Origin of the sequence: Solibacillus sp. FSL H8-0523 (assembly GCF_038051985.1) — a bacterium.
Taxonomy (GTDB): Bacteria; Bacillota; Bacilli; order Bacillales_A; family Planococcaceae; genus Solibacillus.
In genome coordinates this window covers 3,698,771-3,723,005 of the sequence record NZ_CP150291.1, presented here as the reverse complement: position 1 = coordinate 3,723,005, position 24,235 = coordinate 3,698,771, and the positions used below count along the sequence as shown (strand labels likewise).

20 protein-coding genes are annotated in these 24,235 nt (G+C 40.5%); 10 read left to right on the top strand and 10 right to left on the bottom strand.

The window, feature by feature from the left end; translation table 11 throughout:
• The first annotated feature begins 7 nt into the window (after positions 1-7).
• From NSQ62_RS18645 to NSQ62_RS18620, 6 genes are all read left to right on the top strand, one after another.
• On the top strand, positions 8-637 hold the full coding sequence (locus NSQ62_RS18645) for a peptide ABC transporter substrate-binding protein (protein ID WP_341321564.1): 630 nt from the start codon (positions 8-10) through the stop codon (positions 635-637).
• Positions 634-1,608, top strand: a complete 975-nt coding sequence (locus tag NSQ62_RS18640) for a Gfo/Idh/MocA family oxidoreductase (protein ID WP_341321563.1) — start codon at positions 634-636, stop codon at positions 1,606-1,608. Before NSQ62_RS18645 ends, NSQ62_RS18640 begins: the two co-directional genes overlap by 4 nt.
• Before the next feature lie 72 nt (positions 1,609-1,680).
• The gene (locus tag NSQ62_RS18635; RefSeq protein ID WP_341321562.1) at positions 1,681-3,204 is read left to right on the top strand and encodes a hypothetical protein; all 1,524 of its coding nucleotides are present in this window, start codon (positions 1,681-1,683) and stop codon (positions 3,202-3,204) included.
• On the top strand, positions 3,204-4,781 hold the full coding sequence (locus tag NSQ62_RS18630; RefSeq protein WP_341321561.1) for an FAD-dependent oxidoreductase: 1,578 nt from the start codon (positions 3,204-3,206) through the stop codon (positions 4,779-4,781). The genes NSQ62_RS18635 and NSQ62_RS18630 overlap by 1 nt, the downstream gene beginning before the upstream one ends.
• Positions 4,782-5,741 carry a GNAT family N-acetyltransferase gene (locus tag NSQ62_RS18625; RefSeq protein ID WP_341321560.1) on the top strand — a complete coding sequence of 320 codons (960 nt, stop codon included), beginning with the start codon at positions 4,782-4,784 and terminating at the stop codon, positions 5,739-5,741.
• A complete protein-coding gene (locus NSQ62_RS18620; RefSeq protein ID WP_341321559.1) occupies positions 5,722-6,582 on the top strand; it encodes an ROK family protein in 861 nt (286 codons plus the stop codon). Before NSQ62_RS18625 ends, NSQ62_RS18620 begins: the two co-directional genes overlap by 20 nt.
• Before the next feature lie 54 nt (positions 6,583-6,636).
• Here the strand turns inward: NSQ62_RS18620 and ugpC are convergent, their stop codons facing one another.
• The 5 genes from ugpC to NSQ62_RS18595 all read right to left on the bottom strand — a co-directional run bounded on the left by ugpC (position 6,637) and on the right by NSQ62_RS18595 (position 12,946).
• The gene (ugpC, locus tag NSQ62_RS18615) at positions 6,637-7,728 is read right to left on the bottom strand and encodes a sn-glycerol-3-phosphate ABC transporter ATP-binding protein UgpC (RefSeq protein ID WP_341321558.1); all 1,092 of its coding nucleotides are present in this window, start codon (positions 7,726-7,728) and stop codon (positions 6,637-6,639) included.
• Positions 7,729-7,801: 73 nt separating this feature from the next.
• Positions 7,802-8,653 (bottom strand): helix-turn-helix domain-containing protein, encoded by an 852-nt coding sequence (locus tag NSQ62_RS18610; protein ID WP_341321557.1) that lies wholly within the window; start codon positions 8,651-8,653, stop codon positions 7,802-7,804.
• A gap of 135 nt (positions 8,654-8,788) precedes the next feature.
• Positions 8,789-10,276, bottom strand: coding sequence for a sodium/proline symporter PutP (gene putP / locus NSQ62_RS18605; protein ID WP_341321556.1), 1,488 nt, complete (start codon positions 10,274-10,276; stop codon positions 8,789-8,791).
• Positions 10,277-10,368: 92 nt separating this feature from the next.
• Complete coding sequence (locus NSQ62_RS18600; protein WP_341321555.1) at positions 10,369-11,343, bottom strand: proline dehydrogenase family protein; 975 nt, start codon at positions 11,341-11,343, stop codon at positions 10,369-10,371.
• A 307-nt stretch (positions 11,344-11,650) separates the two neighbouring features.
• Entirely contained in the window at positions 11,651-12,946 is a 1,296-nt protein-coding gene (locus NSQ62_RS18595; RefSeq protein ID WP_341321554.1) for a sigma 54-interacting transcriptional regulator, read from the bottom strand.
• Positions 12,947-13,106: 160 nt separating this feature from the next.
• Here NSQ62_RS18595 and pruA point away from each other — a divergent pair, with 160 nt between their 5' ends.
• Positions 13,107-14,651, top strand: coding sequence for an L-glutamate gamma-semialdehyde dehydrogenase (gene pruA / locus NSQ62_RS18590; protein WP_341321553.1), 1,545 nt, complete (start codon positions 13,107-13,109; stop codon positions 14,649-14,651).
• A gap of 526 nt (positions 14,652-15,177) precedes the next feature.
• On the opposite strand, the gene NSQ62_RS18585 is transcribed toward pruA, so the two are convergent.
• From NSQ62_RS18585 to NSQ62_RS18565, 5 genes are all read right to left on the bottom strand, one after another.
• Positions 15,178-16,095, bottom strand: a complete 918-nt coding sequence (locus NSQ62_RS18585) for an ATP-binding cassette domain-containing protein (RefSeq protein ID WP_341321552.1) — start codon at positions 16,093-16,095, stop codon at positions 15,178-15,180.
• 1 nt (position 16,096) lies between these two features.
• A complete protein-coding gene (locus tag NSQ62_RS18580) occupies positions 16,097-17,143 on the bottom strand; it encodes an ABC transporter ATP-binding protein (protein ID WP_341321551.1) in 1,047 nt (348 codons plus the stop codon).
• Positions 17,144-17,155: 12 nt separating this feature from the next.
• Entirely contained in the window at positions 17,156-18,088 is a 933-nt protein-coding gene (locus NSQ62_RS18575) for an ABC transporter permease (RefSeq protein ID WP_341321550.1), read from the bottom strand.
• Positions 18,088-19,017, bottom strand: coding sequence for an ABC transporter permease (locus tag NSQ62_RS18570; protein WP_341321549.1), 930 nt, complete (start codon positions 19,015-19,017; stop codon positions 18,088-18,090). Before NSQ62_RS18570 ends, NSQ62_RS18575 begins: the two co-directional genes overlap by 1 nt.
• Positions 19,018-19,146: 129 nt before the next feature.
• Positions 19,147-20,766 (bottom strand): peptide ABC transporter substrate-binding protein, encoded by a 1,620-nt coding sequence (locus tag NSQ62_RS18565; protein WP_341321548.1) that lies wholly within the window; start codon positions 20,764-20,766, stop codon positions 19,147-19,149.
• Positions 20,767-21,120: 354 nt separating this feature from the next.
• Here NSQ62_RS18565 and NSQ62_RS18560 point away from each other — a divergent pair, with 354 nt between their 5' ends.
• The 3 genes from NSQ62_RS18560 to NSQ62_RS18550 all read left to right on the top strand — a co-directional run bounded on the left by NSQ62_RS18560 (position 21,121) and on the right by NSQ62_RS18550 (position 24,234).
• Positions 21,121-21,678, top strand: a complete 558-nt coding sequence (locus NSQ62_RS18560; protein WP_341321547.1) for a thioredoxin family protein — start codon at positions 21,121-21,123, stop codon at positions 21,676-21,678.
• A gap of 173 nt (positions 21,679-21,851) precedes the next feature.
• A complete protein-coding gene (locus NSQ62_RS18555; protein WP_341321546.1) occupies positions 21,852-22,769 on the top strand; it encodes a diacylglycerol kinase in 918 nt (305 codons plus the stop codon).
• 127 nt (positions 22,770-22,896) lie between these two features.
• A complete protein-coding gene (locus tag NSQ62_RS18550) occupies positions 22,897-24,234 on the top strand; it encodes a cytochrome ubiquinol oxidase subunit I (RefSeq protein ID WP_341321545.1) in 1,338 nt (445 codons plus the stop codon).
• Position 24,235 lies beyond the last annotated feature (1 nt).

Below are 24,235 nucleotides of genomic sequence, written 5' to 3'. Positions count from 1 at the left end.
TGATGAGATGGTACAACTAGTTTTAGCCAATAATAAACAATTAAGGCATTCGTCGTTTTATCAATTTACGTCTCAAAGTAGCGAGGAGTCGAATACGATAACACTTGTGCAGCAACCAACAAAGGAAGCCTATAAGCCTTTTTCACAAAATATCCGTGAAGGGTTTGTGTACTTTGATTTATGGTCATATTCCTTTTCACTGCAAGTAAAGGGGTTAATTGCGGCCCATGACACGGTAAAGGGTGTGCTACGTATTCGTCGCACAATGAACGAAGCTTTTTCAATTGAAGAAGATCTGCTCGCATTAGTCGAATGGTTTGGTGCAGCACGTCATGTGACGGTCCGATCGAACGAAATTAGTGGTGTACGCTATGTCATTGTTTTATGTGAATTAGGAAATCAGTTAATGCTGCATTTAGAATATATGACAGGTGAAGCACGTATTGAATTTGAATGGAGCAGCCATCAGCATCTTGTAGAATTTGATAGTGCACAAATGACAGGTGATCGAGACAATAACCTGAATTTATATCAGAATATTGAGGCGATTACGGCACATGCGGTTAGTTGGGATGCAAGCTATGAGCAAAAGTACGAGGCAATTCTAGCACTACTACAAAGAGGTGAACAGCTATGAATATCGGAATTATGAGCTTTGCGCATATTCACGCAACGAGCTATGCCGATGCGATAAGACGTATACCGTCAGCAACCTTAACGGCAATTTATGATACGGATCTTTCGCGTGGTCAGCAAGCAAGTACAGCGTACGATGTCCCATTTTTTGCGGATATAACACAGTTTTTAGCCAACCCTATCGATGTTGTGCTCGTTTGTAGTGAAAATGTTTTGCATAAGGAAATGGTCATTGCTGCAGCGAAGGCAAAAAAGCATATTTTATGTGAAAAGCCGATTGCGACAACACTAGAAGATGCAGAAGAAATGATTGCAGCTTGTGAGGAAAACGGTGTAAAGCTTTCAATTGCCTATCCTGTGCGTTATAGCGCACCAATTCGCGATTTAAAGCAAGCAATTGATGCAGGTGAGCTTGGGGACATTGTCGCAATTCGCTCAACAAATCGCGGACAAAATCCAGGTGGTTGGTTTATTGATGAACAGCTTGCAGGTGGCGGCGCGGTATTAGACCATACCGTACATATGGTTGATATTATGCGTTGGTATTTAGACAGTGAAGCTATGGAAGTAAGTGCATTTGCCAATCGCTATTTTACAGAGCTAGATACAGATGATGCGGGCATTATGACGATTGTGTTTGAAAATGGCGTCGTTGCTTCGCATGACGCCAGTTGGTCGCGCTTTCCGCAATTCCCAACTTGGGGCGATGTCATGATTGAAGTAATTGGAACAAAGGCAACACGAAAGGTAGATGTCTTCAACGAAAAGCTGAATGTTTACAGTAAGGATCAAAAATCACTCACTCATCTTTATAGTGGAAACGATACGGACTTTGACTTAATTGTCGATTTTTTAAAGGCGATAGAAAACAAACAAAATCCGCTAATTTCAGGCTATGATGGCTTGAAATCATTGGAAATTGCTTTAAAGGCCTATGCATCAAATGACGCGAAAAAGGCCGTAACATTATAAGTTCAACGAAAGGATACTCGGTTGCTGGGTATCCTTTATGTTAAATAGCTAGTAGCAAAAGGGGGGCAAGAGATGGACAAATCACCTAGCTTACAGCAAAAAATCGAGCAGTTTGCGAGTGAGGAATTAACGCGTTATTACACAGGGGAAAAAGGGATTAAGCTAGAGCACCATACAGTAGGTGAGATGGCTGATTCCTTTGAAATAATAGAGCATCCACAGCACTATGTCATTCGAGGCAATTCAAGCCGCGCACTTTTATACGGAGTGTATCGTTTTCTTGAAAAGGTAGAAGGACTGGTGTTTTTTGATTTACAGCAGCCGAAAAAAATCTCACCAGCTGGCATTTCACAGCACTATATCGGGTTGCCGAAATTTGCGCGCCGAGGCAATGTATTTGAAACGATTGATGATGTCCCATTTTTAAAAAGCATGCTTGATGTAGGGACGAAAAATGGCTTAAATGAAGTATTCTTTACCTTTTTCTTATGGGATGAAGTGAAGGATGCTTTACTAGAGGATATTGAAAAGCGAGGCATTAACGTAACGCTAGGTGGGCATAGTTTACGTTACTTAATTGCCAAGGCGAATAGATTAAATGTGTCTGGAAAAATGGCGGCGGATGGTGCGGTAAATGATTTAATTGGCGAGGAAACTGAATTTACAGCCGCGCACGCGATTAATAATCATGACTTTTTACAAGATGACAAAGCACAACAGCAGGTTATTCAAGTAATCGTCGCGTATTGTCAGCAGCAACCTGTTATTCGCCGCATATCGCTATGGCCAGAGGATGTAGGCGCTAAGGGTGAGGAAGCTGTTCAATTTTTGACACGCTATATTTCCTTTACGGAAAAGCTTCAGCAAGCACTGGAAAGCGAGCAACTGGACATAAAGGTCGAGCATATCGTTTATAACGCAGGCTTAAGTTGGGAAATGCTCGAACGAAACGATCAGCAAGTAGGCACAACGGATATTTTATATGCTTATTGGGGACGTGATTACACAAAAAGCTATGAAAATGAGCGAGATCTACGTGCATGGAAAAGCTTAATAGACTGGCGACAAGCGACACAAAAGGATATCACTGTATTTGAATACTATAGTGATCATTTTATGCTAAGTGAGTTATTCCCATTATTATTTAAACGCATTGCTGTTGATGTGGAGCACTATAAGCAAGCGGGCTGTGATGGGCTCGTTAATTTAGTTGTGCCATTACATAAAGTGTCAAAGGCGCAGCCACATATGGGAAATTATGATTATCAGCAGTATCAACAACTGAATAACATTATTTTTGCGCGTTCTTTGTGGGAAGAACTAAAAACAATCCCGTATTTACTTTCATTGCCCATGCAGCAGCTTGCTGAGCAAATTGAACAGCAGCTAGCACAAAATAGTCGCTATAACGCTGAATTTTTCCCAAGTCGTGTTGTGGAAGCGAACAATCCTGTAGCTAAGAAAGAAGTTATAGATATGTTAACAGCCATTGAACGATTATTAAATGAAGCCAAAGCAGAAGCCCCACTTATTCATTATGTAGAAGCTTTAAAGCAAGTAGTTGCTGTGACGAAGAAACGTTGGGAGGCTTTATAATGTGGGATTCGGTTTATTATTATCGTGAAAAGCAGGTACGTGACTGTCATTTTAAGCAGGATGTTTTCGTATATGGTGCCACACCAGCAGGCATAACGGCAGCGATTACGTTAAAAAAGCAGGGCTACTCCGTGCGCATTGCAGAATGTAGTCGGTTTATCGGTGGCATGACAACGAGCGGCTTAGGAGCAACGGATTTAGGCACTGAGCGGGCATTAGGTGGCTTAGCAAAAAAGTTTTACGATGAACTTGCAAAGTATTACAACGTGGAAAAATGCACGCGCTTTGAACCACATGTAGCGGAGCAAATTTTTCGAGATTGGTTAAGTGAACTTAAAATCGATGTACAAAAAGAGCAATTTATTGCTAGTGTTGATAAAGAGGATGGCGTTATTCAACAGGTTGTAATGACAGATGGCACAACGTATGCGGCGCAGCAATTTATCGATGCGAGCTATGAAGGGGATTTATTAGCCCATGCAGGTGTGTCGTATATCGTTGGGCGTGAGGCAGGAACTGTGTATAAGGAAATTTATAATGGCGTTCAGTTTGGCACGCAGCACCATAAATTTGAAAGCTTTATCGATCCATATAAAATTGAGGGTCAGCCTGAAAGTGGCTTACTGTACGGGATTAGTGACGAAGTGGTAACAGAACAAAATGGCGCTGGTGATGCACGCATTCAAGCGTACAATTTTCGGATGTGCTTAACAAAAGATCATAAGGTTCCGTTTCCAAAGCCACGTAATTATCAACGCGAGCATTATGCGTTATTATTACGCTACTTGGAGGCAGGTCATTGGGATGCGATGAAGTTGCATACGCCGTTAATGAATGGCAAAACGGATTTAAATAATCACGGGGCGTTTTCTACAGATTTTATTGGCATGAATTATGCATTTCCCGATGCGAGTTATCAAGAGCGAGAAGAGATTTTCCAACAGCATGTGACATATATTGCTGGCCTGCTTTACTTTTTGGCAAATGACGCCAAGGTGCCTCTAGCAATTAGACAAGAGGTTGCTGAGTGGGGATTAGCGGCAGATGAATTTATCGAAACGCATCATTGGCCAAGACAACTTTATATTCGTGAGGCGCGTCGTCTACTGACGGACTATTGTATGACTGAACATCATGCGCTACAACGACAAATTTGTGAGCAGCCAATCGCGGTTGCATCGTTTCATATGGATTCACACCATTGCCGCCGGGTTGTGCTGAACGGTCGAGTTGTCAATGAAGGGGATATTCAAATACCAGTGAAGCCGTTTGCAATTGATGTTCGGGCGTTACTACCAAAAAAACAGCAGTGTAGCAATTTAATTGTCGCCGTTTGTATTAGTGCATCTCATATTGCGTATGGCTCGATTCGTATGGAACCGGTATTTATGATGCTTGGGCAAGTGGCCGGTACGTTAGCCGCGCTCGCAATTGAGCAGCAAACAGCAGTACAGCATGTAACGTATGCGCAATTAAAGCAGCAGCTACTGGAGCAGGGACACGTCGTTGAGTGGGATATGTCTATTAATGATGACCCGATTCGTAGGATGGAAGAAACGTTTGGAGGGAGCATATAAATGTTGAAAACATTGTCAAAGAATGATCATACAGCAATTTTAAATTTATGGAATTCCTGCTTACCTGATTTACAACTAACAGACCGTTTATTAGAGCAAAACACATGGCAGTCACCCTTTGTTCTACAGGAAGGTAGTGCGGTAAAGGAGCAGGACGGTCAAATTGTAGGCGTTGTGATTGCAAAAATGTGGCATGATACACATGGAATCACGTTAAACAAAGCGCATGGTTGGATTCAAATGCTAGTTGTTCATCCAGATTATCGTCGTCAAAAGATCGCGACAGAGCTTTATGAATATGCAGAGCGTGCATTAACCGAACGAGGGGTAACAAAAATTCAACTTGGTGGTGATGTAGGGCATCTAGTATGTGGTGTACCGCTAGCAGAGCAAGCGGGTGTGGAATTTGCGCAGGCTAAAGGCTTTAAGCGACTCGTTGAAAGTGTTGATTTTATAAAAAATGTTACAGCCCCTTTTACATTACCTATTAACGAACAAGCCGAGTTTGTGCTTTTAAAGCAAGAGGAACAGCAAGCGTTTCTTGCTTTTATCGAAAAGGCTTTCCCAGGGCGCTGGACATTTGAAGCACATGATTACTTTGCACAGGGTGGAACCGGTCGCGATTACGTCGTTGTAAAATGGGCTGGAGAAATCGTAGGCTTTTGTCGTATTAATGATGAGCATAGTGCGTGGAAAGGACCGAACTACAACTGGGCTGAGCAGTTTGAACAGCTAGGCGGGATTGGTCCCCTAGGCATCGCGGAATCTTATCGCAAGTACGGTTTAGGAAGAGCGGTTGTTGAAGCGGCGGAATATTACTTACAGCAGCGCGGTAAACAAACGCTGTTTATCGACTGGACCGATTTAATTATCTTTTATGAAAAGCTAGGCTATAACGTTTGGAAAAACTACGGGATTTATGTGAAGCAGGTGGCTGAATGTGTGGATACTAAGCGCTGATATCGGTGGAACGAAACTCGCACTCGCTATATCGAGTGCACAGCAACCAGAAACTTTGCTGCAACAGCTAGAAATTACAAGCCCACAGCAATCGGAAACATTGTTTGAATCGATTATTGAAGGATTTACAACATTGTTAAAGCAGCGAGAAGGAAAAGTTGTGAAAGTTGTGGTAGGACTACCCGGTATTTTAGATTTGCATCGCGGAATCGTAGTGCATCAAGAAAATTTGCCGTGGCGAGATTTCCCGCTTGTTGAAAGACTACAGGCGATTTATCCGAACTCGAAAGTTTTAATGGAAACGGATATGATGACTGCAGCAAATGGAGAATATAAAATCCGTCATTTTCAAAAAGAAACGTTTGTGTACATTACGGTGAGCACGGGCATTGCTTGTTGTTCGATTCATGAAGGGCAATTTTTACGTGGCGCAGGAATTCCAGGAGAAATCGGTTTTTCACTTACATCGACAGGTACTTATTTAGAAGAACAATGTTCAGGTCCAGGTTTAACAAAATGGTTAGAGCGTGAAACAGGCTGTACGGAGACGCTACAGAAATTTTTCGAGCAATATTATGCCGGAGATAAAGTGGTAACAGCCGTTATCAAGCAGTGGCAACGAGAACTTGCACAAAAAATCCATAGCTTTATATTGTTGCTTGATCCACAGGTTGTTGTATTAGGTGGTGGGGTCATGAATCATCATCCGCAGCTAGTAAATGAAATTGGCCAGCTTGTCGATAGCTACTTTAACCTTCCATTTTTCGAGCACAAAAAGGGACGCGTGCAAGCGAGCATCAATAAAGGAAATGCCGGGTTAATTGGCGCGGCGTTACTGTAAAAAATTAAAAAGGTGTTGTAAAAGCTAATTGAACTTTTACGACACCTTTTTACGTTAACGAATTCGTGCTTCTGTAGTTGGATCAAAGAAATGAGCCTTTGTTAAGTTAAAGTTTAAGTTAAGCTGTTGCCCCATTGTGATATCTGCATCTGGGTGAATTTTACCGACAAATTGCTGGTCCTCAACTGTTGCATAAATGATGGTTTCAGCTCCAGTTAATTCGCTTACCTGTACAGTTGCTGAAATGTTATTGTCCGAATCAATGGTATTCACATCGAAGTTATCATTAATATCCTCAGGGCGAATCCCTAAAATAATTTCGCCATTTACATAGTTTTGCTCTTTTAAAATAGCTAATTTTTGGTCAGGAACACGAATTTTCTCCTTGCCGATTTCAAAATAATCACCGACTACCTTGCCGCGTAGAAAGTTCATGGCAGGTGAGCCAATAAAGCCCCCGACAAACACATTTTCAGGTGTATCATATACTTGACGCGGGGTACCGATTTGTTGAATAACACCGTCTTTCATAACTACAAGACGGCTTGCCATAGTCATCGCCTCTGTTTGATCGTGAGTTACATAAAGTGTTGTTGTATTTAGACGATAATGTAACTTAGTAATTTCAGAACGCATTTGTACACGTAGCTTTGCATCCAAATTTGATAATGGTTCATCCATTAAAAATAGCTTCGCATCACGTACGATGGCACGTCCTAGAGCAACACGCTGCCGTTGCCCACCCGATAGAGACTTTGGTTTTTTATCTAATAATTCGCTTAAGCCTAAAATAGCTGCAGCCTCACGTACTTTTTTATCGATTTCGCTTTTGGAAATTTTACGTAACTTCAAACCAAATGCCATGTTCTCATAGACGTTCATATGTGGATAGAGCGCATAGTTTTGGAATACCATGGCGATATCACGGTCTTTTGGTTCTACTTCATTGATACGTTTTCCCTTAATACGTAACTCACCATCAGAAATAGTTTCAAGACCAGCAACCATTCGTAGGGTTGTCGATTTTCCGCAGCCAGAAGGACCAACTAATACAATAAATTCGCCTGGCTCTACTTGTAAATGAAAGTCCTTTACCGCAACATAGCCATCTGGATAACGTTTAACAATGTGATCAAAATCTAACATAAAAAACCTCTCCCTTCGTACCATTAAGTATAAAGAAAAAGGATATTTATGGCTTTGGGCAAACTGCCAAAAGTTATTGCAATAATTTCGTCAATTTAACTGATTGCGCAGCCAAATAGGCAATTAATAAGTCCTCACTTGTTTTCAAATCGAGCGCAGTTTCATCTAAAAAGCGCTGGATACGGTAAAGTAAAGTATTACGATGAACATGTAGTGCCTTCGAACTCGAGGAAATATTGCCGTTATGACTAAAGAGAACCGTAATAATTTCAATCAGCTCCTCGTTCAAATAATCAGTTGTTAACTGTGTTAGGTAGTGTTGAATAGGTAGCTGCAGAAAGCTAGGGAGTAAAAAAACAATACTATGCGTAAATGTATAAATCGATGTTAAGTGATAGCGCTGAATTCGCTGGAAAATAAGCTGTTCAACCGAGAACAGTGTATGAGCTGTATGTGAAATCATGAGCGGTTGCCCGATAAATAGTTGCCCATACATGAAAAAATCGTTTTCTAAAATAGCCATAAACCCTTCTAATTCCTGAACACTATATTCTTTTAGTAAGATGATCCAAAAGGTTTTAGGGGTAGCTTCAACGAGTAAAGCGTCACTCATGAAATACAGTTCAATCGCATAGCGTAACTGTGTCGTATTATGTTTTGTCGTATATTGTAAAACACGGATAGTTGACTGTGTATAATTCGGTGGGACAATACCTTGTGTTAATAGTAAGTACCACGGATTTTGGCTATCTGCTTGCTGTAAAAATTGCGCTAAAAATAAAGTATCACGCGAGGAAATTTCACTTTTATCAATTTCATACCAGCAATGATTTGACGCATCGTAGAAAATCGTCGTCGATGTTTGCTGGAGTAGTGGGTAGGTTGTATGTTTTCTAAGGGAAGGGAATAATTGCGATAGATGCATTGTAAAACCTCCATAAAATAAAATACAAGCGCAGTCGCTAAAAACCAACTACGCTTGCATTATACCATTTAATGGATTTTTTAGTTTAAGGAGAAGTCGAGAAAATAAGTATTTTCCGAACAGCCCCGTTATTTACTATTTTCGTTCTTCGTTTAAAATACGCACGGTTTCATCGAATTCTTGCTCGATATCCTTGTTCGGCTTATACGTAATCAAACTCACAACTATCGCCACAATAAGGCAGGTAAAGAAGCCGGGGACGATTTCATATAACTGACTTGCTAAGCTTTCTGTACGGCCCCATACGAATGCGACCATTGCACCGGCAACCATCCCACTAAGTGCGCCGTAATTTGTTAACTTACGCCAAAATAGTGATAATAGAATAATCGGTCCAAACGCTGAACCAAAGCCAGCCCATGCAAAACCAACAAGCCCTAAAATTGTACTTTCTGGATTCCAAGCAACAACCGCCGCGAAAATCGAGACGAATAATACGGCTAAGCGCCCTAAAAATACATAGTGTTGATCCGATGCGGTTTTATTAAATAATGCTTTATACATATCTTCAATTAAAGCAGAGCTCGTTACGATTAGCTGTGAAGAAATCGTACTCATGACCGCTGCTAAAATCGCTGCAAGCACAATCCCCGCGATAAACGGGTGGAATAAAATTTGACCTAAGACGATAAATACCGTTTCTGGGTCCTTCAGTTCTGTGCCTTGCTGTTGGAAGTATGCAACGCCTACAAGAGCTGTCGCCATTGCTCCAAGTAAACTGAAAATCATCCAGCCAATACCGATGCGGCGTGCAGACTTTGTTTCTTTGACCGAGCTAATCGCCATAAAGCGCACGATAATATGAGGCTGACCAAAATAACCAAGTCCCCAAGCAAGTGATGAAATTATCATCGCTGCTGTTGCACTAGCAGGGAGTAGGTTGAACATATCAGGGTCAAAGGCTTTAATCGAATCGACGGTTTCACCAATTCCACCCGTCAAGAAAATTCCTACAACTGGTACGGCAATCAGTGTAACAACCATAATTAACCCTTGAATAACATCCGTATAACTTACTGCTAAAAACCCGCCAAATAACGTATACGCAACGACTACGGCTGATACGAATAAGAGCCCTGTATGATAGTCCATACCGAATGAGCTTTCAAAGAATTTCCCGCCAGACACCATTCCTGACGATACGTAAAACGTAAAGAATACTAAAATAATAATCCCTGATGCAATACGCAATAGTTTCGTTTGATCACGTAAACGGTTATCTAAATAACTCGGAATTGTAATAGAATTGTTCGTTACTTGTGTATAGACACGTAAGCGCGGCGCTACGAATAACCAGTTTAAATAGGCACCAATTGTTAACCCAATGGCAAGCCATGCTTCAACAAGACCAGATAAATAAATGGCACCAGGCAGTCCCATTAACAGCCAGCCCGACATATCTGCAGCACCCGCACTTAATGCAGTAACAGTAGCACCAAGTCCACGTCCACCTAACATATAATCTGTTAAGTTACTTGTTTTACGAAAGGCATACCAGCCAATACCAAGCATCGCAATCATATAAATGATAATTGCCAATAATTGATAACTGTAATCCGACATGAAAACAGCTCCTTTATTGATAAGTTTTTGCTTAGTTTAGCATGAATCAATAGACCCCCGTCAACGCAATATCTCGTAGCACCTCCGCGCAATTATTTACTTTTTTTCGTTAAGCGACCAACTAAAAATGCACCAGCAGCTACTGCTAAAAGTGTATTTGTTTTTTTGTTAAACACTTGTTTTGTTACGAGATTAATATTTTGAGGGCGCTCTGCTAAACGGCGCATAAAATAGCCGTACCAGTCCTCACCAAACGGTACGTACGTACAGAAGTTATACCCTTCTTTAACAAGGCTTAGCTGCATATCTGTGCGGAAACCGTAAAGCATTTGGAATTCAAATTTATCTTTTTGAATGTCGTGCTGCTTCACGAATTGTTTTACGTGATTGATAATATTATGATCATGCGTCGCAATGGACGTAAATTTCCCATGTAATAAATGATATTCAATTTGTGCTATAAATTTGCGGTCGATATCGAACTTATCTTGGAAGGCCACCGATGGATCTTCCTTGTAAGCGCCTTTCACTAAGCGTAAACGGTAGTCTTTAAAGCGCTCGATATTGTCATCTGATTCAAAGAAATAAGCTTGAATAACCGTTCCAACATTGCCGTATTCCGCGTTTAGTTGTTCTAATAAATCAAATGAAGGATAAAGACGCGCATAGTTTTCCATATCAAAGTTCACAAAAATTTGATAGTTATTTGCTAAGGCGACAATTTCTTTTAAGTTTTCATAGCAGAAATCTAAGTCAATATCTAACCCTAATTGAGATGGTTTTAATGAAATATGTGCATTTAAATTGTCGCTATGAATGCGCTCAATGACTGCTAAAATTTGCTCTTTTGCTGCAAGGGCCGCTTCTTTTTCAAAAACAAATTCACCTAAATTATCAACCGTGCATGCAATGCCTTGTGCGTTTAATTCTTTAATGCTTTCTACCACTTCATCAATATTTGTGCCTGCAACCACAGATTGCGCCCCAAGCTGATAGCCGTATTTTTGTGCTGCAGAATTTAACGTTTGATTTTCAGAAAGTGCGATAAAAAAATCTTTTAATGACATATTGAATACTCCTCCTCGGTTAAAAATTAGTTTTTGAATACGTTGAGGTGAGTATAAAACAAAAAATCAAAATTGGAAATAGAATTTGATGGCCTAAGGGTTTGTGAAAAAGAAAAACTGAGTAATATCAACAGGTTGTGACAATAAAAATTTTATCGAAATATCTTTCTTATACATGAAAATTCTAATTAAAGCGATTAAACTATCAAGTGCAAAATAATTGTGCACAATCAAAAAAACAAGAGCGACACAATGGGGATGTGTCACTCTTGTCTGAAATTACATATGAAATTTCCAATTCAGCTGGTTATTTACGCTTCAAGCGGTACTGTAAGCCTTGTCGGTGAATGCCTAATGCCTTAGCGGTTTGAGAAATATTTCCGTTATTTAGTTGAAGCGCATGGCTAATGTAATGATCTTCTACTTTACGCATATACTCATCAAGTGGTTGCAATTCCTGCTGCGAGAAATCAAATAGCTGCTCAGCTTCTGTCGTTGCAGGCTCAGTTTGCTTCAGCTTCCACTTGAAGTAAGCGGGAATGTGCGCCATTTCCACATATTCCTCATTTGTTAACAACGCACTAATATCATCAAGTAACACTTCAAGCTCTTTTAAATTACCTGGCCAGTCGTATGTTAAGAAAATTTCCTCAACATCTGGTGAAAGTCCTTTGACGCTCATGCCATAATCCTTGCGGCGACGCATGAAATAATCATCAACAAATGGTTTAATATCTTCGCGACGTTCACGCAGGGCGGGCACTTGAATCGTTAAATTTGAAAATAAGTAATACAAGTTTTTTGAAAGGCGACTTTGTTGAATTAAATCAATCGGGTCTTCACCGATACTCGCCACAAATACGTGATTGCGATCGGTATACAGTTCAAGGAGCTCAATAATACGCTCCTGTGCACTGCTTGATAAAAATTCAATACGCTCGGCAAAAAACGTATAATTTTTCTCTTTGGCAATATATTTTTCAATTTGCGCAAGTAAGGTTTCTTCATTGCGTCGGCAAATGAGTGTGACAAAGCGTTCGTTTTTTTCTTGTAGCTCATGATGAATGCCTTCAGCAATCATATCCTTACCAGTACCTGATTCACCTACGAGCATAACCGGGATACGACCAAGCGCTGCAATTTTTGCTTGCTGAATGACTTGCTTCATCGATTTTGAGACGGCGGTAATAATATCGAATGTTAACGGCGCACCGTAACGACTAAGCGGGCGATCCATTAAAAATTCTTGCTGTGTAATGTCACGCGCTAATTGAATGGCGATTTTTGTACCGTTGCTTAACGTGTACGGATAATAGTCATTAATCATCGTCACTTCTTCGCCGCGCGCATTCCAAAACGTTTGTTTAACATGTTTAAAACTTTTACCAGAGGCTAACACTTTTTGAAGCATATTTTGCTCTAAGTTAAAGTCGAGCGATTGCGATAAAAAACGCTGCGTAATGTCTTCGAGTGATTCACCTGTTAGTTCACGCATCTTTTTGTTGTACACAACCACACGTCCATTTTCATCTATGGCACAAAGCCCAGTTTCAATTTTTTCAATCATAAATTCAAAGACACTAGAGATATCTAGCTGTTTCATGCGCTTTTGCCCCCTTAGCATTATTTTAGCATGAATGAGAGATTTTTTGCTTTTAAGAAATAATTATTGCATTAAGCATTATTATATTGCATAATTCGAATTAAGAAATACACTTTTATGCAAAATAATATTGCACTTTTATATCGGAGGTAATGGACAGATGATTAACTATAAGCACGAACCATTTACAGATTTTTCGGTAGAAGAAAACAAGCAAGCATATTTAGAAGCATTGAAAAAGGTAGAGTCACAAATTGGCGCAGAATATCCACTCATTATTGGTGGTGAGCGCATCACAACAGAAGACAAAATCGTATCATATAACCCAGCAAAGAAAACAGAAATGATTGGTTCTGTATCAAAGGCGTCACAAGAGCTAGCTGAAAAAGCGATGCAAGAGGCGGATAAGGCGTTTCAATCTTGGAAAAAAGTAAAGCCTGAAATCCGTGCAGACGTATTATTTAAAGCGGCAACGATTATTCGTCGTCGTAAACATGAGTTTTCTGCTTGGCTAACAAAAGAAGCAGGGAAGCCATGGAACGAGGCTGATGCGGATACAGCAGAAGCAATCGATTTCCTAGAATACTATGGTCGCCAAATGCTAGAAATGAAGGATGGCCGCAAAGTAGAAAGCCGTCCAAATGAATACAACCGTTATGACTACATTCCTTTAGGGATTGGTATTGTCATTTCACCATGGAACTTCCCATTCGCTATTATGGCAGGTACTACAGTAGCAGCTGTTGTTACAGGGAATACGGTGTTATTAAAACCAGCATCAACGACTCCCGTTGTTGCCTATAAATTTATCGAAGTGCTAGAAGAAGCCGGCTTACCAAAAGGTGTCGTCAACTACGTACCGGGTAGCGGTGCTGAAGTAGGGGACTATTTAGTAGACCATCCGAAAACACGCTTCATTTCATTCACAGGCTCACGTGATGTTGGTCTACGTATTAACCAACGTGCTTCGGTATTAAATGAAGGTCAAATTTGGATCAAACGTGTCATCGCTGAAATGGGCGGTAAGGACACAATTGTTGTCGACAAGGAAGCAGATTTAGAATTAGCGGCACAATCAATCGTGAAATCAGCATTTGGCTTCTCAGGTCAAAAATGCTCTGCATGTTCACGTGTTGTTATCGTGAAAGATGTATACGATCAAGTGGTAGACCGTGTGGAAGCACTAACAAAAGAGTTAACAATTGGTGACCCAGCAGATCCTTCAAACTACATGGCAACAGTGATCGACGCTGCGGCATTCAAAAAAATTAATGATTACATTGAAATCGGTAAAGGTGAAGGTCGCTTAGTCGCTGGGGGTACAGCAGACGATTCAGTAGGCTACTTCGTAAATCCAACCGTGTTTGCCGATGTGGCACCAGAAGCGCGTATTATGAAAGAAGAAATCTTCGGACCTGTTGTTGCAATAACAAAAGCGGAAAACTTTGAAGAAGCGATTGCGATTGCCAATAATACGGAGTACGGCTTAACAGGCGCGGTCATTACATCAAACCGTATGAACCAAGAATATGCGCGTGAGGAATTCCACGTAGGTAACTTATACTTCAACCGTGGCTGCACAGGCGCAATCGTAGGCTATCAACCATTTGGCGGCTTTAACATGTCAGGCACAGACTCAAAAGCAGGCGGCCCTGACTACTTAACACTACACATGCAAGCAAAAACGACGTCAGAAGCTTTTTAAATAAAAGCTTTTCGTATAAAGTTTTGCACTTTTATTGGCGGGCAACGGCATGAAAGCGTTAGAGTCACGTCGTACGTGTCTCTACCACTTTCTCTAATGCCGCATGCGAGGCCCGCCAATTCAAAATTTTGCTCTCGATATAAAGTAAAAGCAGAAATTAAGCCGCATGCGCTTACGCGAGGCGGCGGACTCCTTGGCGATTAAGCGTGCGCGGAAAATCCAATATTCTATGCCACCGCAAGAGGCATAGAATATTTAGTTGAAGCCACGCCGCCCGCAAAGCCTGCCCCGGAACGCAGTACAACGGACATGAGCTTAGAAAACTACGATTTTGGAAATTTGCCTTATATATAGAAAACTCCTTCACAATTGCCTCGTGAAGGAGTTTTTACTTTGTTTTTAGCAGTGTCTAGATTTATGCGCTAGCCCCTCGGACATTTCGAACCCTCCTGCAAAAGTGGTAGAACGTTTACTTTTACGTCGGGCCCTCCAATGGCTCACGGAGCTGAAAGGGCGCATAAATTTTCTACTTAGCCCATTCTTCTGCTTGTGCTTTTGTACCGAAGACGAAGTGACCTGGGCGTGCTTCGACTACTTCTGCTGCTGGGTCATGCTCTACGTGCTTGTATGGAATACGCACGCGCCCTTTTTCATAGGCAGGATCTGGCTGAGGGACAGCAGATAAAAGAGACTTCGTGTAAGGATGGATTGGATTGTTGTAAATCTCATCCGCCGAACCTAGCTCTAAAATTTTCCCACGGTACATTACCGCGATACGGTCTGAAATGTATTTTACCATCGATAGATCGTGGGCGATGAACAGGTAAGTTAACCCACGCTCTTTTTGAAGTTGTTTTAATAAGTTAACGACTTGCGCTTGGATGGAAACGTCTAGTGCTGAAATCGGCTCATCGGCAATGATAAAGCTTGGATCTAAGCTGAGTGCACGCGCAATACCAATACGTTGGCGTTGACCACCTGAAAACTCATGGGCATAACGGTTCGCGTGCTCACGTGTTAAACCAACTGCTTCTAGTAATTCACCAACGCGCGCTTGGCGTTCTTTTTTGTTTTTATATAGACCATGAATTTCAAAGCTTTCTGCAATTAATTCACCAGCTGTCATACGAGGATTTAACGACGCGTATGGATCTTGGAAAATCATTTGCATTTCACGATTGAATTGTAGTAAATCTTTACGTGATTTTAACTCTGAAATGTCGCGGCCTTTAAAGTTGATTTGACCTTCTGTGATGTCATATAGACGAATAATTGAGCGACCTGTTGTTGATTTACCACAACCAGATTCCCCAACTAACCCTAATGTTTCGCCTTCATACACATCAAACGAAATGCCGTCGATTGCTTTAATCGGTTGTTTCGCTGTACCGAAGTGTTGTTTTAAGCCTTTTACTTCTAAAATTTTGCTGCGTTTTTCTAACATGTTAGTTGCCCTCCTGCTTGTAGCCTTGAATACGGCGTGCTACCGCATCAGGAATTGGCATTTCTGGTGCATCAGGATGCAGTAACCACGTTTTTGCGTAGTGCGTATCCGATACTTGGAACATTGGTGGCTCCATTTCAAAGTCAATCTTCATCGCGAACTCGTTACGAGCAGCAAATGCATCACCCTTTGGTGGATCGATTAAGTTTGGTGGGGAACCAGGAATCGCCATTAGTAGCTCATCTGATGAGTTGTTTAAGTCTGGCATTGAGCCTAGTAAGCCCCAAGTATATGGGTGACGTGGGTTATAGAAAATATCTTCGACTGTTCCGTACTCCACAATTTGGCCCGCATACATAACAGCAACACGGTCTGCAACATTGGCTACAACACCTAAGTCATGGGTAATGAAAATAATCGACGTATTTGATTTCTTTTGGATTTCTTTCATTAGCTCTAAAATTTGGGCTTGGATTGTTACATCAAGTGCAGTCGTTGGTTCGTCAGCGATTAATAGCTTCGGATCCGCTGCAAGGGCAATCGCGATTACGACACGTTGACGCATACCACCTGATAATTCGTGAGGGTATGATTTGTAACGTTGCTCTGGGAAGGGAATCCCTACTTGATCAAGTAACTCAATCGCACGTTGTTTGGCTTCTTCTTTAGAACCTGCTTTATTATGCTTGATGATCACTTCTGTAATTTGCTTCCCAATACGCATCGTTGGGTTAAGAGCCGTCATTGGATCTTGGAAAATCATCGCGATATCGTTACCACGTACTTTCATCATTTCTTTTTCAGTTAATGGAATGATGTCGCGACCGTTAAAGTTAATCTCACCACCGGCATAAATGCCAGGTGGCTGAGGAATTAATTTCATAAGGGCATTACTCGTTACCGATTTACCTGAACCGGATTCACCAACGATTGCGAGCGTTTCACCTTCATAAAGCTCAAAGCTAACGCCACGTACGGCTTGTACAACACCAGCGTACGTTTTGAAATTGACACGTAAGTCTTTTACTTCTAATACTTTTTTCTTCATAGTGTACGCCTCCTATTTTCGTAATTTCGGATCAAGTGCGTCACGTAAGCCGTCTCCAACTGCGTTAAAGGCGAAAATCGTAATTGAGATTAAAGCTGCAGGGAACAGTAATCGCCATGGTGCAGATTGAAGTGCTTTGAAACCTTCAGAGGCCATTGTACCCCAGCTGGCTAATGGTGCTTGTACACCTAAACCTAAGTAGCTTAAGAAACTTTCAGTGAAAATTGCACTTGGAATTGTCATTGTCATTGTTACTAAAATCGCACCCATAGCATTTGGAATTAAGTGACGCTTAATAATATGCCATTGGTTTGCACCTAACGTACGCGCGGCAAGCACGTATTCTTGGTTTTTGATTTTTAATACTTCACTTCGTACGATACGCGCCATGTTGACCCAACCTGTAATTGATAGGGCAATAATCATTGGCACTAAACCTGGTTCCATAATTACTAGTAGGATAATTACCACAAGTAAGTATGGAATCGCTGTTAACACATCGGCGATACGCATCATAATATTATCTACGCGTCCGCCTGCAAGTCCAGCAATACTACCCCACAGCACACCGATAATTAAATCAATCACTGCGGCAGTAATACCGATGAATAGAGAAATACGAGCACCTTCCCAAGCACGAACGAAAATATCACGTGCCAGGTCATCTGTACCAAACCAATGTGTTGCAGATGGTGCTGTGTTGTATAAACCAACGTTTTGTTCATATGTGTAAGAAGAAAGCATTGGAGCAATAATCGCAAAGCCTGCGATAAGCATTAATAGTACTATGCCGATAACAGCTAATTTGTTATGAGAGAAGCGATAAAATACTTCCTTCCAATAAGACACTTGTTTTTTCGATAATGCGTCCGTATTTTCAGAACGGCCAACCACTTCGAACATGTCAGGTGACACTTTTGGAATTTGCTGTTCGTTTTGAGCCATTATTTTTTCGCTCCTTTCAATTTAATACGAGGGTCAATCACGCTGTATAAAATATCAACGATTAATACCGCTACTAATAAAATTAATGAATAGAATACGGTCGTACCCATGATAACTGTGTAGTCACGGTTTGTAATACTTGTTACGAAGTGGCGACCAAGTCCTGGTACGGCAAAGATTTGCTCGATAACGAAACTACCTGTAATAACCCCGGCAAATAATGGACCAAGGTACGTAACAACTGGTAATAATGCGTTACGTAATGAGTGTTTGAATACGATTGTCCATTTTCCAAGACCTTTCGCACGCGCTAATTTTACGTATTCGCTATTGTTTTGCTCTAACATACTAGAACGCGTTAACTTCGCGATGAAACCTGCGTGTGTAACTGCAATCGCTAACGCTGGTAGGATTGTGTACGTAAAGCCTTTCCAACCACTAACTGGGAACCAGCCTGCTTGGAATGATAAGTAGTACTGTAGTAAACCAGCTAAGATGAACGATGGTACAGAAATACCTAAAATCGCAATAATTGTTGCGGCATAATCTGGCCATTTATTGTGATATAGGGCGGAGACAACTCCTAGTAAAACCCCCATACCAATGGCTAAAATCATTGCCTCTAAACCTAAAGCAAGTGAAACAGGGAAACTCTCTGCGATAATATCGTTCGTTGAGCGTCCTTTATACTTCATAGATTCACCAAAATCAAATGTAATGGTATCTACTAAATAGTCTTTATATTGGATATACCAAGGATTATCCAGACCATATTTTGCGTTTAATTGTTCTTCAATCGCTGGTGGTAATTCACGTTCACTCGCGAACGGACTACCAGGAGCTAACTGCATTAAGAAGAACGTCGCTGTAATAATTAAGTACATTGCAAGTACGATGTAAAGTAATCGTTTAAAGATAAAATTAAGCAATGTTCCCAACCTCCTTTTTTTATTATTTTGAATATTCTCAGATAATGTGAAAGGAGGTGTCTCATCAATTTGAGACACCTCCTACTATATAGAGTAAATACAAATCGTATTTACTAAGAATAACGACAATTATTTCACGTCAACGAATTTTAGGTTGATGTTACCTAATGCATCTGGTGCCATGTTTTCAACGTTATCATGTGAAATGAATAAGTTTGTTTGGTAGTACACAGGTGCTACAGGCATTTCTTCCATAATAATTTCTTCTGCTTGTTGTAACATTTCAGTACGTTTTGCAGCGTCTGTTTCAGTAGTAGAAGCTTTTAATAGGTTTGTGTATTCGTCATTAGACCAACCAGTTTGGTTGTTACCGTTTGTAGCTGAGTTGTACATTTCTAAGAATGAGTATGCGTCATTGTAGTCAGCACCCCATCCTAGACGACCGATTTGGAAGTCACCGTTAGATAATTTATCTAAGTATACTTGCCATTCAGCGTTGTCTAACTTAACTGTAATACCTAACTCAGAAGTCCAGCCTTGTTGGATGAACTGAGCGATAGAAGAGTGTGCTTCAGACGTGTTGTAAGAAACTTTTACTTCTAAATCTTTCGCGCTAGCTAAGCCTAACTCTTTTAAACCAGCTTCTAAATATTTTTTCGCTTCTGCGAAGTCAGCGTCTTTGAAGTATCCTTCGTCATCGCCAAAGCCAGCAACTGAATCTGGAACCATACCAAGTGCTGGTGGTTGTTCACCTTTTACGATGTTTGATACTAGTGCTTCACGGTCAATCGCAAGTGTTAATGCTTTACGGATGTTTTCGTTTTGCATTACAGGATCTTTCGTGTTGAATTTGTACCAGTAAATACCTGCTAAATCTGTTACGTTTAATGCATCTTCAGATTTTAAGCGGTCGATTGCGTCAAGAGAAATTGTTCCGTATGGAGCACCTAAGAAATCAACTTCTCCAGCATCGTACATTGTCATTTGAGTTGTTTCAGACTCAACCATGGCAACGTTTACTGTATCGATTGCTACATTTGCAGCATCCCAGTAAGTTTCGCTTTTCTCTAATACGATGTCACCAGAGTGATTCCAAGAAGATAATGTGTAAGCACCGTTACCTACGTATGTGTCAGCCTCTGTGTACCATTTTGGATTCGCTTCAGCTGTTGCTTTATGAATTGGGAAGAACGTTTTGAAAGCTGTTAACTCTAAGAAATATGGAGTTGGTGCTTCTAAAGTAACTTCTAATGTTTTTTCGTCGATTACGTTGATCGCTACGTCTTCAGCAGTTGCTTTAGCGTTATTGTAAGCTTCAGCGCCTTTGATTGGGTAAAGGATTGTAGAATACTCAGAAGCGTTTTCTGGGTTTAATGCCCATAACCAAGCGTAAGCGAAGTCTTCTGCAGTTACTTTTTCGCCGTTTGACCATTGTGCGTCACGTAATTTGAATGTATACGTTAATAAGTCATCAGAAACAATGTAGTCTTCAGCAGCGCCTAATACTGGCTCGCCATTTTTCATTGTTGTTAAACCTTCAAATGCATTTTCTAAAATAGCACCTGAAGTTGTATCTGAAGCTAATTGTGGGTGTAATGATGGTGGCTCAGAAGTAATTAATAAGTTTAATTCCTTTTCACCATCAGCTGTAGATGTAGTTGTTTTTTCCTCGTCTGTGCCACATGCAGCTAAGATTGCTGATAATGAAAGAGCAGTTGCTGTAAGTGCGACTTTTTTATTGCGTTTCATTGTAAAGTCCCCCTAGAAAATCATGTAAATTAAATTTTCTGATAATATTTTGATGCGTTATTACAATATATCAGAAAAATTTTATTAATAATAGGGAATAGAGCAAATTAATTGTTTTCCTTGATAAGTCGGATAATTAGTAAGATTCGCAATTGTGTATTATGTGAAAAAACTTTTTTGTGAAATAATAATCATTCGGGAATTTTGTCGAATTTATGTAGAAAATTCTCTTTTGGACTCTTCGTTTTGAAAATTCTAAATTGTTTATTTCGTTAACAATTTTGACACATTTAGCTTTCTTTTTTTCTGAAAAAAGTGCAAAATTAGAAGAGAGAAAGAGAAAGGTGGATTTTGATGAAAACTGAACAGCAGTATTTTGAAGAAAGTCAATCAATGCAAGATTATATGGAGGCCATGTCTCAATTAAAGGAACAAAGTTTTGCGATTTACGAAAGCTTTGCGCTACCAAAAGAGGATGCGTTCATTGAACAGCTTAAAAATGCCAATGTGCATATGTTAGCCATTACCGAAGACTGGTGCGGCGATGCGATGATTAATAATCCAATCATTCGTAAAATTGCGGAAGCAGCCAATGTAGAAGTACGCACAGCATTGCGCGATGCCGATACAGATTTAATCGATCGCTACTTAACAAACGGCGGACGCGCCATTCCGATGTATTTAATTTTAAATGCAGCAGGAGAGGTGGTCGCAACTTGGGGGCCACGTGCACCACAGTTACAGCAACTTGTAATGGATTTACGTTCGACATTACCAGAAAAAGAAGACCCATCGTTTGAAGAAGCGCAAAAAGCAGTATACGAAAAAATGCGTGCACAGTACGTAGAAGATGCACAGCTTTGGGATTATGTCTACGAATCTTTCAAAGAAAAAGTAGCACCAGCGATGTAAATTTTATAAATAAATTCTATTATAGAATCGAGAGTTCTTACTATATAATATAGTAGGAACTTTTTTGTTTTTGAAGCGTATATAATGTAAAGAATCAATTGTTGCTTTTCAAAATCAATCAACGCTATACTTTTAACAGAATGAAAAATATTATAAATCAGGATGAGATAACTATGAAAAGAGCGAGAATAATCTATAATCCTACTTCTGGTCGTGAAGCATTTAAAAAGCATTTACCAGAAGTGCTAGAAAGACTTGAAAAAGCAGGTTATGAAACGTCTTGTCATGCCACAACGGGCGCTGGAGATGCGACAAAGGCAGCTATCGAAGCCGTAAATCGTGACTTCGATATTGTCATTGCAGTTGGTGGAGATGGCACATTAAATGAAGTAGTGGCTGGGGTTAGTCAATGCGAAAAACGTCCAAAGCTTGGGTTAATTCCAATGGGAACTACAAATGATTTCGCGCGAGCGGTGCATATTCCTCGAAATATAGAGGAAGCCGTTGATATCATTATTGCAGGTGAAACGATCCCAGTTGATGTAGGGCTTTTAAATGAAGACCGCTACTTCATTAACATCGCGGCAGGCGGTCGAATTACGGAATTAACGTATGAAGTACCGAGCAAAATGAAGACGATGCTTGGCCAAATGGCGTATTATTTAAAAGCAATCGAAATGATTCCCTCTATTAAAGCAACGCATATGAATATTAAAATGGACGGCGAAGAATTTGATGGCAATGCGATGATGTTTTTATGTGGGTTAACGAATTCAGTAGGTGGATTCGAAAAAATTGCACCAGATGCATCGATTAATGATGGGTTATTTACGGTGATGATTTTAAAAGAATGTAATATCGCTGATTTTATTCGGATTGCGTCATTAGCGCTACGCGGGGAGCATTTATCGGATGAGCGCTTAATTTATCGAAAAGCAAATCGTGTAGAAGTAACGTCAGAGGAAGAAGTTCATATCAACTTAGATGGCGAGTATGGTGGGGATGTGCCAGCAATCTTCCAAAATTTAAAACGCCATATTGAAGTATTTGTACCATTAAACGAAATGAGTGAATTTAGCTCAAGAGACTAATATGTATTTGAAACCTGTGAGGAAAGGATCCTTGCAGGTTTTTTTGAGTTTCTTCATGTTAGACGTTCAAATATAGCTTCATTGGGTATAGTAACGATATTAACATGAATTGTAAGGAGGCTTTGATTTGATAAATGAGTCTGCTGTTTTTTGGAGTCGAATATTGACGCAAGTGACGTTATCATTTCATATTATTTACGCAACGCTTGGGGTAGGCGTACCGATACTGATTATGATTGCACAGTGGGTTGGGATTAGAAATAATGATGAGCATTACATTTTAATGGCAAGGCGCTGGGCACGGGGTTATGTCATAACGGTTGCAGTCGGTGTTGTAACAGGGACGATTATCGGCTTGCAGCTATCACTGTTATGGCCAAACTTTATGCAAGTCGCAGGGAAGTTGATTGCGTTGCCACTGTTCATGGAGACCTTTGCCTTTTTCTTTGAAGCGATTTTTTTAGGGATTTATTTATACACATGGGATCGCTTTAAAAATCAGAAAAAGCATTTATTATTATTGATTCCTGTGGCGATTGGATCTTCGATGTCGGCGGTATTCATTACAATAGTAAATGCGTTTATGAATACACCGCAAGGCTTTGATATGGTCGATGGGCAGCTGATTAATATTCAACCGCTTGTGGCGATGTTTAATCCTGCCATGCCTACAAAAGTGGGGCATGTGCTCGTAACGGCTTTTATGACGTGCGCCTTTGTATTAGCGTCGATTGCGGCCTATAGATTGCTGCGTGGTTCGAATCATATGTATCACAAAAAAGCGTTGTATTTACTGATGAAGCTAGGGTTTATTTTCACACTAGCAACGGTCATGATAGGTGATTTTTCAGGGAAATTCTTAGCGGCTTATCAGCCAGAAAAATTGGCTGCTGCAGAATGGCATTTTGAAACGAGTGAAAATGCACCTTTTATCTTGTTTGGTGTGCTAGATGATGGAGAAATTAAATATGAAATTGAAATTCCGTATGCACTGAGTTTTTTAGTGCATAGTAATCCAACAGCCGAGGTGATCGGTCTTGATCAAATCCCGGTAGAGGAGCACCCGCCGTATTATATTCACTACTTCTTTGATACGATGGTGATGATTGGGATGTTTATGCTTGGAGTTTCGGCGATTTATTTACTCGCGATTTGGCGCAAATGGTCGTTTATTGGCGCAAAATGGTTCCGCTTTCTCGTTGTGCTTGGGGGGCCGCTATCGATTGTTGCGATTGAAGCAGGCTGGTGGTTAGCTGAAGTTGGACGTCAGCCTTGGATTTTACGCGGTTATATGACAACCGCAGAAGGTGCAACAACGAGTGACAGTGTCGAGTGGATGCTTGTGATGTTCTCGATTCTTTATATTATTTTAGCCATTGGTAGTGTGGTGACCCTGCACCGGATGTTTAAAAATAATCCAATTGAGAAAGAAATTGCAGCGCGTTCTTCGAAAGGAGAGGTGTAAA